General features: G+C 70.7%; 13 protein-coding genes. 4 read left to right on the plus strand and 9 right to left on the minus strand.

Going from position 1 to position 13,633, the window contains the following annotated elements:
- The first annotated feature begins 49 nt into the window (after nt 1-49).
- Nucleotides 50-1,138, plus strand: coding sequence for a DUF2332 domain-containing protein (locus LBW94_RS29010; protein WP_225058281.1), 1,089 nt, complete (start codon nt 50-52; stop codon nt 1,136-1,138).
- A 163-nt stretch (nt 1,139-1,301) separates the two neighbouring features.
- Here the strand turns inward: LBW94_RS29010 and LBW94_RS29015 are convergent, their stop codons facing one another.
- Nucleotides 1,302-1,790: an NUDIX domain-containing protein gene (locus LBW94_RS29015; protein ID WP_225058324.1), complete on the minus strand. Its 489-nt coding sequence runs from the start codon at nt 1,788-1,790 to the stop codon at nt 1,302-1,304.
- Between the two features lie 141 nt (nt 1,791-1,931).
- Between LBW94_RS29015 and LBW94_RS29020 the strand changes: the two genes are divergently transcribed.
- Nucleotides 1,932-2,564 (plus strand): class I SAM-dependent methyltransferase, encoded by a 633-nt coding sequence (locus LBW94_RS29020; protein ID WP_225058280.1) that lies wholly within the window; start codon nt 1,932-1,934, stop codon nt 2,562-2,564.
- 96 nt (nt 2,565-2,660) lie between these two features.
- On the opposite strand, the gene LBW94_RS29025 is transcribed toward LBW94_RS29020, so the two are convergent.
- A complete protein-coding gene (locus LBW94_RS29025) occupies nt 2,661-3,074 on the minus strand; it encodes a hypothetical protein (RefSeq protein WP_225058279.1) in 414 nt (137 codons plus the stop codon).
- 210 nt (nt 3,075-3,284) lie between these two features.
- Between LBW94_RS29025 and LBW94_RS29030 the strand changes: the two genes are divergently transcribed.
- Complete coding sequence (locus LBW94_RS29030; RefSeq protein WP_225058278.1) at nt 3,285-4,820, plus strand: phytoene desaturase family protein; 1,536 nt, start codon at nt 3,285-3,287, stop codon at nt 4,818-4,820.
- Here the strand turns inward: LBW94_RS29030 and LBW94_RS29035 are convergent.
- The 5 genes from LBW94_RS29035 to LBW94_RS29055 form a co-directional block, all read right to left on the minus strand.
- Nucleotides 4,768-5,244, minus strand: coding sequence for a MerR family transcriptional regulator (locus LBW94_RS29035; protein WP_225058277.1), 477 nt, complete (start codon nt 5,242-5,244; stop codon nt 4,768-4,770). The genes LBW94_RS29030 and LBW94_RS29035 overlap by 53 nt on opposite strands.
- A gap of 26 nt (nt 5,245-5,270) precedes the next feature.
- A complete protein-coding gene (locus LBW94_RS29040; protein WP_225058276.1) occupies nt 5,271-6,275 on the minus strand; it encodes an NADP-dependent oxidoreductase in 1,005 nt (334 codons plus the stop codon).
- Nucleotides 6,276-6,335: 60 nt separating this feature from the next.
- Nucleotides 6,336-7,127: a class I SAM-dependent methyltransferase gene (locus LBW94_RS29045; RefSeq protein ID WP_225058275.1), complete on the minus strand. Its 792-nt coding sequence runs from the start codon at nt 7,125-7,127 to the stop codon at nt 6,336-6,338.
- A gap of 39 nt (nt 7,128-7,166) precedes the next feature.
- Nucleotides 7,167-7,697 carry a hypothetical protein gene (locus LBW94_RS29050; protein WP_225058274.1) on the minus strand — a complete coding sequence of 177 codons (531 nt, stop codon included), beginning with the start codon at nt 7,695-7,697 and terminating at the stop codon, nt 7,167-7,169.
- A 66-nt stretch (nt 7,698-7,763) separates the two neighbouring features.
- Entirely contained in the window at nt 7,764-8,387 is a 624-nt protein-coding gene (locus LBW94_RS29055) for a GDSL-type esterase/lipase family protein (RefSeq protein WP_225058273.1), read from the minus strand.
- Nucleotides 8,388-8,779: 392 nt separating this feature from the next.
- Between LBW94_RS29055 and LBW94_RS29060 the strand changes: the two genes are divergently transcribed.
- A complete protein-coding gene (locus LBW94_RS29060) occupies nt 8,780-11,179 on the plus strand; it encodes a lysylphosphatidylglycerol synthase transmembrane domain-containing protein (RefSeq protein ID WP_225058272.1) in 2,400 nt (799 codons plus the stop codon).
- Nucleotides 11,180-11,184: 5 nt separating this feature from the next.
- Here the strand turns inward: LBW94_RS29060 and LBW94_RS29065 are convergent, their stop codons facing one another.
- The gene (locus tag LBW94_RS29065; protein WP_225058271.1) at nt 11,185-11,793 is read right to left on the minus strand and encodes a cysteine hydrolase; all 609 of its coding nucleotides are present in this window, start codon (nt 11,791-11,793) and stop codon (nt 11,185-11,187) included.
- An 84-nt stretch (nt 11,794-11,877) separates the two neighbouring features.
- Complete coding sequence (gene fadD5, locus LBW94_RS29070; RefSeq protein WP_225058270.1) at nt 11,878-13,449, minus strand: fatty-acid--CoA ligase FadD5; 1,572 nt, start codon at nt 13,447-13,449, stop codon at nt 11,878-11,880.
- Nucleotides 13,450-13,633: the final 184 nt, after the last annotated feature.

Consider the following 13,633-nt stretch of genomic DNA (forward strand, 5'->3'; position numbering starts at 1 on the left):
ATGATAATCAACATTGATTACGCCGGAGCGGACGCGGGAGAGTACAGGTATGGACCTCGACAGACAGTTCGACCTGCAGGCCCGCGCCTGTGAACGACTCGGGTCACCGCTGTACGCCGCCCTGCTGCGCGCGATGATCGGCGACATCCGCGACGGTGGCCCGTGCGCCACCGTCCTCACCGGATACGAACAGGCGGAGCTGGCGGCCGCCGTACCGCTGCGGCTGCTGGCCGCGGTGCACGCGCTGGCGCTGTCCGGAGCGGCGCCGGAACTCGCCGCCTACTATCCGAGCGCGGGCGGACGGGCCGAGCCCGGTTCGGAACCACTGGCGTGGAAGGCCTTTCGTGACATCGTCGCGACCCGCGCCGAGTGGATCCGGAACTGGCTGACCCGGCCGCCGCAGACCAACGAGGTGGGCCGGGCGGTGCCACTGCTGGCCGGACTGCTCGCTGCGGTCGACACCACCCCGTTGCCGATCCGGCTGCTGGAGTTGGGCAGCAGTGCCGGGCTCAATCTGCGGGCCGACCATTTCCGTTGGCTCGCGGGCGATCTCGCGTGGGGGCCGGAGGGTTCACCGGTGACCGTGCCGGACGCCTGGCAGGGCCCGGTGCCGGACTGGCTGGCCGGGGCCGTGCATCGCCACCCGCGGGTCACGGTCGTCGAGCGCCGGGGCTGCGATCCCACCCCGCTGGATCCCGCCCGTGACGCGCTCGCGCTGCGCGCCTATGTCTGGCCGGACCAGGTGGAGCGATTCGCACGGCTGGACGGCGCGCTGCGGGTGGCCGCGCAGGTTCCCGCCGAGGTCATCCGGATCGGCGCCGCGGACTTCCTGGCCGGGATCGAGCCGATTCCGGGTGTGCTGACGGTGGTGTGGCATTCGGTGATGCGGCAGTACGTGCCGGCGCCGGAGTGGGCCGCGGTCACCGCCGAACTGGATCGGTTGGCCGCGACGACCGGTGCCGATGCGGGCTTCGCGCACATCGCCTTCGAACCACAGGACACCAGCGACGACCGCAACGGATTCCGGCTGACGGCCCGCCTCGGGCAGCGGCCGCCGGTGGTGCTGGCGCGGGCGAAACCGCACGGGGTACCGGCCTTCGTATTTCCCGGCGACGAGCCGGAACAGACGGCGGGCTGACCTCGACCGGCTCGGAAGGCCCGCGGCGGGACCGGAAACACTCTCCGGCCCGGTCGTATCGGTCACAGCTCGCCGCGAGGCCGAGAAACACCCGGCGCGGCCGAATCGGCCGAGGCTGCGGCAGGGCCGAAATATAGTGCGTGCCGGCCGATCCCGGAGTCGACTAGTGACGTTCCCGCAGCAGGAGCAGCAGGTAGGCGGCGATGGTGTGCGCATCGGTGATCACGCCGTCGCGGATCATCGTCTCGACCTCGGCGCGCTCGAACCAGGCCGAGCACATGTCCTGTTCCTCCGGTTCGCGTTCGGGCGCACCGGCGGTCAGGTCGGTGGCCAGATAGACGCTGCCGCGCTGGTCCAGGGTGGCCGGGGCGGCGTCGAGACGGCCCAGGTAGGTGAGCGTGCCGGCGCGCAGGCCGGTCTCCTCGCGCAGTTCGCGGCGGGCCAGTTCGATCGGTTCGCCGTGCTCCCGGCCGGGCAGGGTGCCGGCGGGAAATTCCCAGCAGCGCTGCCGGACCGGATATCGGTACTGCTCGACCAGGTGCAGCCGGGTGCCCTCCAGCGGTATCACCAGGGCGAAATCGGATCGGTGCACCACGCCGTAGATGCCGGTGCTGCCGTCGGCGCGGCGGATGGTGTCCTCCCGGACATCCATCCAGGGGTTGCGGTAGACGTGCCGGGAATCCAGTTGTTCCACCCGCGCCTCCGCCTGGTCGCCGTCCGATGCCGGGTCCCAGCATAGGCCGGACGCGCGACCGGGCGGCGCTGTCGGGGGGTGTACCTACACTGCTCGGCGATGAAGGATTCCAGTGAGCTGCTGCCCACGCAGCAGGCATACGACGAGGTCGCGCAGCACTACGCCGAGCTGTTCGCGACAGAGTTGGACACCAAGCCGTTCGATCGGGCGATGCTCGCCGCGTTCGCGGAGTCGGCGGGCGCCGGACCGGTGGCCGATCTCGGGTGCGGGCCGGGGCGGCTCACCGGTCATCTGCACGGGCTGGGGCTGGACGTGTTCGGGGTCGACCTGTCGCCGGAGATGATCCGGCTGGCCCGGGTGGCGCATCCGACGCTGCGGTTCGAGGTGGGGCCGATGCAGCGGCTCGCGGTCGCCGACGGCTCGCTGGGCGGAATCGTCGCCTGGTACAGCATCATTCACACCCCGCCGCAGTCGCTGCCGGAGGTGTTCGCCGAGTTCGGGCGGGTGCTGCGGCCCGGCGCCCCGCTGCTGCTGGGCTTCTTCGCCGCCGACGCGCCGCACGACGTGCAGCCGTACGACCATCGGGTGACGCCCGGATTCCGCTGGTCGGCGCGCCGGATCGAGGAATTGCTGCGGCCGTGCGGAATCGCCGCCGAGGCCCGCCTGATCCGGGAACCGCTGCCGGCGGAAAGGTGTCCGCAGATATATCTCCAGGCCCGGAAATCGCACTGAACCGCGGACATCACGACCGGACGGAAAAGGCCGGGCGGTACGGGAATTCCCGCATCACCCGGCCGGTCGACAGCAATGGCAACGATTTCCGGCCGCTTATTTCGGCCGCTGTGGCAACAATGTCATGCAGGGCTGGAGCGCCTGCTCCTGTTCCGCGGTGAGGCCCGGGAAATGCGGCACGCCGGACGGTGCGGCCGCCCCCGACGGCGGCGGTCCGGCGGGCGCGCCGGACGGCGGCGCCGGACGGTCGGTCGGCGGGGTGCCGTCGTGTTGGCCCTGGTGACCGGCCGGACGCTCGGGCAGGGTCACGCCCTGCTCGGCCGCGCAGGCGCGGAATGCGCTCATGGCGCCGTCGTCCCGGCCACCGGGGCGCTGCTGGGTACTGCTGCCGGCGCCGGTGCTCGTCGTGGTGCTCGAGCCGTGGTCGCTGCCGCACCCCGCGAGCAGCAGCGTGGCCCCGGCGAGCATCACTCCGGCACCGAACCGGGCAGCCGCGTATTTAGTTCGCACAGTCGATTGCACTTTCTATTGTCCGTTCGGCGGGGCGGTGTGCCCCGCTGTCACCGAACATTAGGCAGTCGAATACCGGAATCCCATCCCCTTCAACGAATTCCGATCCGATCCGAAGCAAGCTGACAGTTTCACAGCGGGCACATATATTTCCCCGACACTCCTCACCATGGCGGCGCCCACCGGCGGACACCGTGATATTCAGAGCAGATGCGTTCCTCCTACGACGTGGTGATCGTCGGCGGCGGCCACAACGGGCTGGTCGCGGCGGGCTATCTGGCGAAGGCCGGGCTCACGGTGCTGGTGCTCGAACAGCATGCGCACCTCGGCGGCGCGGCGGTGTCCGAGCGCGTCTTCCCCGGCATCGATGCCCGGCTGTCGCGCTACTCCTATCTGGTGAGCCTGCTGCCGGACCGGATCGTGCGCGATCTCGGCCTGAACTTCGCCACCCGGCGGCGGCGGATCTCCTCCTACACCCCGGTCGGCGCGGGCGGTCTGCTGGTGGACACCGGCGACCCGGACCGCACCCGCGACGGCTTCCGCCGGCTCACCGGTTCCGACGCGGAATACGACGCCTGGCAACGGTTCTACGGCGCCACGGCCCGCCTCGCGCAACGAGTGTTCCCCACCCTGACCCAGCCGCTGCCGTCCCGCGCGGACCTGTATCGGCTGGTGGACGATCCGGCGATGTGGGAGGCGGTGTTCGAACGGCCCCTGGGCGAGATCGTCGAGGCCGAATTCGCCGACGACACCGTCCGCGGCGTGGTGCTCACCGACGCGCTGATCGGCACCTTCACCCACGCCCACGACCCGGCGCTGCGGCAGAACCGCTGCTTCCTGTACCACGTCATCGGCGGCGGCACCGGCGATTGGGACGTGCCGATCGGCGGCATGGGCGCGCTCACCGACGCGCTGGCGGCGGCGGCCCGCACCGCCGGCGCCGAACTGGTCACCGGCCGCACCGTCGAGGCGATCCATCCCGGTGCGCGCGACGCCGAGGTCCGGTTCACCGGTGGCGCGGTCGGCGCCCGGCACGTCCTGGTCAACGCGGCGCCGTACCGGCTGGCACACCTGCTCGGCACCCCGGCGCCGCCGAAACCCGAAGGCGCGCAACTGAAGGTGAACATGCTGCTGCGGCGACTACCGCGGCTGCGCGACGCCGTCGATCCCCGCGACGCCTTCGCCGGTACCTTCCACATCGCCGAGGGTTACGACGCGCTGGAACGCGCCTATCGGGAGGCCGCCGCCGGGCAGCTGCCGTCGGCCCCGCCCTCGGAGATCTACTGCCACACCCTGACCGACCCGTCGATCCTGGGCCCGGAACCCATCGCACAGGGCCTGCACACCCTCACCCTATTCGGATTACACACCCCGGCTTCACTTTTCGACGCCGATCCGGTGGGCGCCAAAGCGGCCCTGCTGGAATCGACGCTGGACACCCTGGATTCGGTGCTGGCCGAACCGATCCGCGACTGCCTGGCCACCGCCGCCGACGGCCGCCCCTGCCTGGAGGCGGTGACCCCGCCGGAACTGGAGCAGGAGGTCGGTCTGCCCGGCGGCCACATCTTCCACGGCGATCTGTCCTTCCCCTGTCGCGCCGACGACGATCCGGATCCGGCCGCCCGCTGGGGTGTGAGCACCGGGCACCACACCGTATTCCTCTGCGGCGCGGGCACCGTGCGCGGCGGCGGGGTCAGCGGCGTGGGCGGTCAGAACGCGGCGATGGCGGTGCTGGAGTCGCGATAGGTGGCAGCGCCGGTGCGGGCCGGGCCGCGCGTTCGGCCGCGGTACTGTCGCACGGCACCTCACCGGCCAGCCACGGCATCCGCGCGACGAGGCGGTTCCGTAGTTCGGTGAGCGCCGCGATCCGCCGGTCCAGTTCCGCCACCCGAGGCGGCCCGACCCGGGCATAGCCGGTGGCACACCGCGGCTCGTACGGAAACACCTCGGGCACTTCCTGATCCAGATACGGCAGGAAGGCGCGCACATCCTCGACGGTGAAGCCGATCGACAACAGCTCCCGGATGTTGCGTACCCGCAGCACCGCCTGCTCCTCGAAGTCGCGATATCCCGCCGGGGTCCGGCCGGCGGTCAGCAGCCCCTGCTCCTCGTAGAAGCGCAGGGCCCGGGTGGTGGTGCCGGTGCGCGCGGCCAGTTCACCGATCAGCATGCGGCCTCCTTCGCCGGTCGCCGGGTTCAACGCGTCAGCCGGACCACCGTCTTCCCGAGGTGCCGGCCGTGGATCAGATCGAGCAGCGCCGCCGGGGCGTTCGCCAGGCCGTCGATCACCGTCTCGTGCTGCACGATCGCGCCCTCGGCGAGCCAGGTCCGCAGCAGCGCACCGTATTCGGCGGCCCGATCGAGATGATCGCCGACGGTGAAGCCGCGCAACGTCAGCCGCTTGCCGATCACCGGCAGCAGGTCGCCGGGGCCGCTGTCGGGTGCGCCACCCGCGCGTTGCCGGGCCAGCGCCCCGCACAATGCGATTCGGCCACCCGGGTTCATCACCTCCAGTGCGGCCCGCAGATGGTCACCGCCGACGTTGTCGAAATACACGTCGACGCCCTCCGGCGCGGCCGCGCGCAACTGCGGCAGCACTCCGTCGTGATAGTCGAAAACGGCGTCGTAGCCCAGTTTTTCGCGGGCATGAGCGACCTTCTCCGGGGATCCGGCGCTGCCGACGACCCGTCCGGCTCCGAGCAGCCGGGCGAGTTGCCCGGCCGCGCTGCCGACGGCCCCCGCCGCGCTCGACACGTATACCGTGTCGCCGGAACGCATCCCGGCCACGGCGGTGAGCCCGACATAGGCGACCAGCCCGGTGGACAGATGCCCCGACGGGGAGTCGAAGGCCCCCGCCGCCAGCACCTGCACCTCCCCCGCACCCGCGACGGCGTGCTCCCGCCAGCCGAGCCGATGCCGCACCAGCGCACCCACCGGCGCCTCCGGCCGATCCGAGGCGATCACCTCGCCCACGGCATCGCCGGACAGCGGCGCCCCGACCTGGTACGGCGGCATCGGAATTCCGGGGTACGCCCCGATCAGCATCAGCATGCCCGGATCCAGGGACATGTACAGGTTGCGGATCAGGACCTCACCGGGTCCGGGCTGCGGCAGCGGATGTGCGACGAGCCGGAACGTCGCCGGATCGGGCAGCCCCTCGGGCCGGGCAGCGAGCAGAACCGTATGGGTGGTGATCGTCATGCCGCGACGGTAGGGATTGACGTGCACGTGAAGGTCAAGCACCGCAGGCACATCCCGCGGTCAGCGCACCGCCGCGCGAATTATCCTGGTGCGCAGGGGCATATCGAATTCGCCGGTACCGGTCTCCGGTCGGCCCCGCAGATATTCGGTGAGGCGGGCCAGCAGGGTGGCGCGTTCCCGGGCGCCGATCACCAGGGTGTGCGAATGGGTGCCGATGGTGGCGACCAGGGATTCGGCGGTGCGGCGCTGGACGTGTGGCACATCGGTGCTCTCGAACGGTTCGAACAGCGGATGCGCGGGCAGGGCCTCAGCGGTGGTGGCCGGCGACGAGGCGGGCGAGCGGGACAGGCTGTCCAGCTCCGCGACCCAGTCGACGCTGGTGTCCGTGGTGTTCCAGACGGCCGCGAACACTCCGCCGGGCCGCAACACCCGGGCGATCTCCGGGAAGGCGCGGGCCTGGTCGAACCAGTGGAACGCCTGGCCGGCCACCACCGCGTGCACCGAATGGTCCGGCAGCGGAATCGATTCCGCGGTGCCGGCGAAAATCGGTGTTTCCTTCAGCCGCCGCGCGAATTCGGCGCGCATGCCCGCGTCCGGTTCCACCGCGGTCACCCGGGCGTCCAGTTCCAGCAGACCCTCGGTCAGTTTGCCGGTACCGGCGCCCAGGTCGAGGACCTCGGGGTGGCCGGCCTCGCTCACGGGAGCCAGTGCCCAGCGGATCGCCGCGGCCGGATAGTCCGGCCGGTGTTCGGCGTAGGCCGCGGCGACGGCGCCGAAGGACGCGGCGCGGCGGGCCGACAGTTCCGCCCCCGCGTCGCCCGGACTCTCGGTCGATCTCTCGGAATCCCGCACCCGGCCATGCTAGAGCCGAGCTCCGTGCCGGGCATCCGGTTATTGCGGGGACTGCGGTGATCCGGAGTGCGGCGGCGACCAGGTGTCGTCGTCGATCATGCGGAATTGCGTGACCGCGGGCGGGGGTTCGGTGTGCCCGGTCAGCACCCAGGCCATTTGCAACGACAGCCGGACCAGCCGGCGGGCGGTGTAGAACAGCAGCGCGGCCAGCGGCAGTTCGCCGAAGACGGCGGTGAGCACCGAGATCAGCAGATCGGAGGTGTTCCAGTCCAGCACGATGTCGAACCAGGCGTCGCACACCAGCAGCGTCGCGGTGATGATCGCCCACGGGATGAAGATCTGCCGCCGCAGCCAGGCGAACAGCGCGGTCATGCCGACCGTGCCGATCAGGATGCAGTCGAAGCCCACCCAGGCGATGTCCCACTGCCGGACCTCGTGGTGCGCGGGCAGACTGGTCGACAGATAGGCGACCCACGGCACCAGGAAGACGAAGCTGCCGGTCACCACTGCGAGGAACAACCGCCGCAGCAGGATCGCGTGCGGATGCTGCGAGGTGAGCGTGAAAGCCATGACGCCTCCCGGTCGGCGCGGCCCCGCGGGTGCGGGCGGCGGACCAGATCAGCGTAGCGGGGCGATTCAGCGCACTATCGGCAACTCCGGGCCTGGTTCGGCCAGCCAGAGCAGCCAGTGCGGCACGATCAGGGCGGCGAACTCCTCGTAACCGGCAGCGCTGGGATGGAATCCGTCGCCCGCGGTGACCTCCCGCATCCAGGTGGCGCTGTGCCGCAGCGGATCGAACACCCGGATACAGGGCGTCGATTCCCGCTCGCACACCGTGGCGAACAGCTCGCCCAGCTTCGCCACCCGGCCGTTGTGCTCCTCGTCGGCGCTCGGCGGCGGCGCCACCACCAGGGCGGGCCAGCCCCGCGCCCGGGCGCTGCGCAGGATGTCGCCGAGGTGATCCGCCGACTGCTCGGGGTCCACCCGGGGCCGGCCGTCCTCGAGCACCGCGTCGTTCACGCCGAAACAGAACACCACGCGGGCGTCGGTGCCCTCCGGCAACCGTTGGGCGCATTCCGGTTCCCAGCGCGCGGCGATCTCGGCGGAGGTCTGCCGCCGCACCCCCAGGTTGTAGTAACTCAGCGGCTGCCCGGCGCCGATCGCCCGGACCGCGAGGCGGCCCGCCCAGCCCAGGCATTGTCTGTCACCCAGACCGGCCACCAGCGAATCCCCCACGAAACAGATTCGGACATCTCGCACGCTGTGATCGTGGCACGGGTTTCGAATTCTCGCTCCGGGTTTTCCCGACCGGCCGAATTCCCGGCCGGGAGCCGCGAAATATGATCACGGGAACCGAACGGTGATGCCGTCCGGCGCGGACCGGGAGGGGCGCTCCCGGGAGGGAACAGAGGATGACTTCGGCGAGACCCGATCGGCGACCTTGTCGTGCCCGCGGGCGAGGTGGACGCGCACCGGTGCGTGCCCACCCGCCCCGGCTCGGCGCGCCCGGCCGGCCGGCCCTCGCGCTGGACACCGCGGCCCGGCCGCAGCGGCGTGTTGCCGTCGGCGGGCCCGATCGACTCCTGCATACTCACCAACGAGCCGACCCTGGGACCGACGCCGCTCCCTCGATCCGAAAGATCCGATTGGACATGCGAGTCGACGGGCGGGAAATCCCCGTCTCCGGCAGCCTGCTGCAGCCGCGGATCCGGCGCACCAGCGACATCCTGCGCGTGGTGCTGTCGGCGTTGCTGGTGGCGCTGGTCGTCATCGGCTCGCTGATCACCCGGTCCCGCTGGGAGGCGCTGGAACGATCCTTGTCGGACATCCTCGGCGTACTTCCGCCGGACAAGTCCAACCTGGTGTACGTGCTGTACAGCATCGCGATCTGCGCGCTGCCGTTCGCGATCCTGTTGCGGCTGTTGCTGCGCCGGCAGTTCAAGCTGCTGGTCGGCTATGTCGCCGCCGGGCAGATCGCGATCGTGCTGTTGTCGCTGACCGGGACCGGCGGCCTGTCCTGGCCGCAATGGCATTGGACCGGGCCGAAACAGCTGGACACCTTCCTGGCCCAGTTCCTCGACGATCCGCGCTGGATCGCGATGCTGGCGGCGGTGCTGACCGTGGCCAGCCCGTGGTTGCCGGCCTCGTGGCGGCGCGGGTGGTGGGCGCTGTTGCTGGCCTTCGTGCCGCTGCACCTGTTCGTCAGCCTGGTGGTGCCGTCACGAGCCATCTTCGGGCTGGCCGGGGGCTGGTTCATCGGCGCGGTGATCGTGCTGGTCGTCGGCACCCCGGCGCTGGAGGTGCCGCTGGAGGCGGCGGTGCGGGTGCTGGCCGAGCGCGGCTACACGGTCACCGCGTTCACGGTGCTGCGACCGGCCGGGCCCGGACCGCTGCAACTGGCCGCCGAGACCGGGCCGCGGCAGCGCCTGATCGTCGAGATGTATGGGCAGAATCAACGCAGCTACGGCATGTTGCGGCAGGTGCGGCGCTATCTGACCTTCCGGGCCGGCGAACGCAGCCCGGCCTTCGCCTCGCTGCGCCGCGCGGTCGAGCACCGGGCGCTGCTGGGTATCGCCATCGGCGATCTCGGGCTGGCCAGCTCCAAACCGCTCACCGTCGCCGCGCTCGGCCGCGCCTGGACCCTGTACGCGCACACCGTGCCACAGGGCCGGACCCTGGCCGCCGAGGGCGCCGGCGACACCACCCTGCCCGGTGACCAGGGCATGCTCACCATGGTGTGGCGGGCGTTGCAGGAGTTGCACCGCGCCCAGATCTCGCACGGCGATCTGCGGGCCGAGGAGATCCGGATCACCGACGGGCGGGTGTTGTTCGGCGGGTTCAGCCTCGCCGAATTCGGCGCCTATCCGGTCCGATTCCATTCCGACGTGGCCCAATTGCTGTTGTCGACCGCCGCGCTGTTCGGCGCGGAGCCGGCCGTGCGGACCGCGCGGCGGGTGTTCGGCGACGAGGTGGTGCTGCTCGCCTCGCGGCGGCTGACGAAATCCGCCCTGCCCCGGCATCTGCGCCGTTCGGTGCGCGATGCCGGCGAGGTGATGAAGACCGTCCGGGCCCAGGTGCAGGAGCAGACCGGCGAGGACCGCATCGAGGCCGCGCAGATCACCCGCTACTCCCGCAACCAGATCATCCAGCTGGTGCTGTTGTTCGCGCTGGTCTACGTCGCGTATCCGTTCATCAGCCAGGTGCCGACCTTCTTCACCGAACTGGGCAGCGCGAACTGGTGGTGGGCGCTGGTGGGGCTGACCATCTCGGCGCTGACCTACGTGGGCGCGGCGATGGCGCTGTGGGGCTGTGCTGGGGAGTCGGTGAACTTCCGCAATCTGCTGCTGATGCAGGTGGCCAACACCTTCGCGGCCACCACCACCCCGGCCGGGGTGGGCGGGCTCGCGCTGAGCGTGCGCTTCCTGCAACGCGGCGGGCTGGGCGCGGTGCGGGCCACCGCGGCGGTGGCGCTGCAACAGACCGTGCAGGTGGTCACGCACGTGGTGCTGCTGATCGTGTTCAGCGTGGCGGCCGGGGTGTCGGCCAACCTCTCGCATTTCGTGCCGAGTGCGACCGTGCTGTACTTCGCGGCGGGCGCGCTGCTGGGCGTGCTCGGGGTGGCGATCCTGGTGCCGACGGTGCGGCGCTGGTTGCGCACCGAGGTGCGGCCGCAGCTGACCGAGGTGGTGCACGAGCTGCGGGCGCTGGCGACCCAGCCGCAGCGGCTGGCGATGATCGTCGGCGGGTGCGCCACCACCACACTCGGCGCGGCGGGCGCGCTGTGGGCGGGGATCGAGGCGTTCGGCGGGCACACCACCTTCGTCACCGTGACCGTGGTGACGATGATCGGTGGCACGCTGGCGTCGGCGGCGCCGACCCCCGGCGGCGTGGGCGCGGTGGAGGCGGCGCTGATCGGTGGGCTGGCCGCCTTCGGCGTACCGGCCGCGATCGGGGTGCCGTCGGTGCTGCTCTATCGGGTGCTGACCTGCTGGCTGCCGGTGTTCTGCGGCTGGCCGATCATGCGCTGGCTGACCGACCGCAAGATGATCTGAGCCGCTCAGCGGGCGGTGAGCTCGGCGAGCGCCTGCCCGGCGGAAAGGCTACCGGCCGTGGTCAATTCGAGGTTCGCCAGGCTGGCGGCGTGGATCTCGGCCGCGGCCGCGGCCACACAGTCGGCGATCGGGTGCACGGTGAAACCGAGATCGGTGCCGTGCCGGGCGGTCTGCTCCACGGTGAGATTCGTCGCCACCCCGGTGAGCAGCAGTGTGTCCACGCCGCGGGCGGCCAGCCAGTCCGGCAGCGCGCTGCCCGCCAGCCCGGACAGCTTCTGATTGTCGAACACCGCGCCGGCCGCGGCCTGCGCCGCCATCTCCGGAACGATCTGCGCGCCGGGCGAATTCGGCCGGAAGTCGGTCTGCGCGGCGGCGACCGAGCGCATGAATCCGGTGTTGCGCACCAGCCCGCCGCCGCCGACCGGAACGGTGAAACGGGTGAACACCACCGGGATTCCGGCGGTCTGCGCGGCGGTGTGGAAGGCGGCGGCCCGCTCCAGCACCCCGCTCGCGGCGACCGGCGCCGCCAGCATCGGCCCGAAGAACCCTTCGGGCCGAATGACATTCACCTGCCAGTGCAGGGCGAGAACGGCGGTGCGGAGGTGATCGGCCATCCGCCGATCATCCTCCGATCCCGCCGCCGCCGGGCCCGCTTCGAGCCGCACCCGCGCGCAATCATCGGTGACGCCGGTTCGAGATCAGGATGAATAATCCTTGCGCAGTTCGACCTTGACGACCTTGCCGCTGGCGTTGCGGGGCAGTTCCGGCACGATCACCAGATCCTTGGGATGCTTGAAGCGGGCCAGCCTCTCGTTGAGGAACGGTTCCAGCTCGGCCCGGGTGAGCGTCTCGGCCGGATCCACCAGCGCCACCACGGCGACCGGCACCTCACCCCACTTCTCGTCGGCGCGGCCGATCACCGCCGCCTCGTGGATCTTCGGATGGGCGAACAGCACGTTCTCCACCTCGGCACAGTAGATGTTCTCGCCGCCGGAGATGATCATGTCCTTCTTGCGGTCGACCACCCAGACGAAGCCCTCCTCGTCCTGCTGCACCAGGTCGCCGGAGTGGAACCAGCCGCCGGCGAACGCCTCCGCGGTGGCCTCGGGCTTGTTCCAGTAGCCGCGCATGAGAGTCGGTCCGCGATAGACGATCTCGCCGATCTCGCCGGGGGCGACATCGTTCATCTCGTCGTCCACCACGCGGGCGGCGACGGTGGGGATGACCCGGCCGACCGAGCCGAGTTTGCGCAGCGCGTCCTTGCCCTCCAGCACACAGGTGATCGGCGACATCTCGGTCTGCCCGAACACCGCGACGTTCTGGGCCTCCGGGAAGCAGTCGGCCATCGCCTTCAGCACGCTGTCCGATGCCGGGGCCGCGCCCCAGCACAGCATCCGCAGCGCCAGCTTGCGCTGCTTGACCGTCGGCTCCTCGCAGATCAGCTGCCACTGCGCGGGCACGCAGAACGCGGCCGTGGCCTGCTCGGCCTCCACGGCGTCGAGGAATTCGGTGGCGTCGAACGCGCCCAGCGGATGCAGCACGAACATGCCGCCGAGCAGGAAATACGGGACCAGACTGCCCAATCCGGCGATGTGGAACAGCGGCGAGGTGCAGAAGCCGACCGTCTCCGGGGTGAGGTCCATGGCCCGGATGCAGGTGAGGGCCTGCGCGCTCAGGTTGGCGTGGGTGAGGATGGCCCCCTTCGGGCTGCCGGTGGTGCCCGAGGTGTACATGATCAGGGCCGGGGTGTCCTCCGGAATGTCGCGCGGCGTATGGGTTTCGCCGCCCTCGGCGAGCACGTCCTCGAAGCCGAGCACGCCCTCGCCGGTGCTGCCGCCGATCACGACGCAGGTGTCCAGGCCGGGAGCCTGCGCGGCCACGCCGAGCGCCAGCGGCTGCAACAGGGTGTCGGTGACGATCGCCGTGGCGCCGGAATCGGCGACGATGTAGGCCACCTCCGGCGGGGTGAGGCGGAAGTTCACCGGGACCGCGATCGCGCCCAGCGCGTTGATGCCGAGCACGGCCTCCAGATATTCGGGGTAGTTCAGCGCCAGGATCAGCACCCGATCACCGAAGCCCACCCCGCGCCGGGCGAGCGCGTCGGCGAAGCGCAGCGAGCGGTCGTGGAACTGCTTCCACGTGGTGCCCTGCCCGCGGAAGCGCATCGCCACGGCGTCCGGACGCATCTGCGCGTGCGTGGCGATCTGGTTGTTCCAGTGGTTGCGCCGGGATCGGACGGGCTCGTCGAGCGCGCCGGGAACGAAGGTCATGCCGTGCCTTCCTAGCTTTCCTACTGCATCCGACGATCCGGCCGTCCCCATCGCGGCAGCACGCTGCCGATCGGCCGAATCTATGATGAGAATACCAACTAACTTTTTGTGTGACAAGAGTTACAGGAGTACACCGGAGATCACCAGTTGTGGCACATATACACAGTTGAAGGCAGCTTTTATA

The sequence above is a fragment of the Nocardia sp. alder85J genome (assembly GCF_020176955.2).
Lineage (GTDB): Bacteria > Actinomycetota > Actinomycetes > Mycobacteriales > Mycobacteriaceae > Nocardia.

Coding starts and splice junctions, on each gene's coding strand:
- LBW94_RS29010 (WP_225058281.1), top strand. CDS start 50: ATGGACCTCGACAGACAGTTCGACCTGCAGGCCCGCGCCTGTGAACGA.
- LBW94_RS29015 (WP_225058324.1), bottom strand. CDS start 1,790: ATGGATGTCCGGGAGGACACCATCCGCCGCGCCGACGGCAGCACCGGC.
- LBW94_RS29020 (WP_225058280.1), top strand. CDS start 1,932: ATGAAGGATTCCAGTGAGCTGCTGCCCACGCAGCAGGCATACGACGAG.
- LBW94_RS29030 (WP_225058278.1), top strand. CDS start 3,285: ATGCGTTCCTCCTACGACGTGGTGATCGTCGGCGGCGGCCACAACGGG.
- LBW94_RS29035 (WP_225058277.1), bottom strand. CDS start 5,244: ATGCTGATCGGTGAACTGGCCGCGCGCACCGGCACCACCACCCGGGCC.
- LBW94_RS29040 (WP_225058276.1), bottom strand. CDS start 6,275: ATGACGATCACCACCCATACGGTTCTGCTCGCTGCCCGGCCCGAGGGG.
- LBW94_RS29050 (WP_225058274.1), bottom strand. CDS start 7,697: ATGGCTTTCACGCTCACCTCGCAGCATCCGCACGCGATCCTGCTGCGG.
- LBW94_RS29060 (WP_225058272.1), top strand. CDS start 8,780: ATGCGAGTCGACGGGCGGGAAATCCCCGTCTCCGGCAGCCTGCTGCAG.
- LBW94_RS29065 (WP_225058271.1), bottom strand. CDS start 11,793: ATGGCCGATCACCTCCGCACCGCCGTTCTCGCCCTGCACTGGCAGGTG.
- fadD5 (WP_225058270.1), bottom strand. CDS start 13,449: ATGACCTTCGTTCCCGGCGCGCTCGACGAGCCCGTCCGATCCCGGCGC.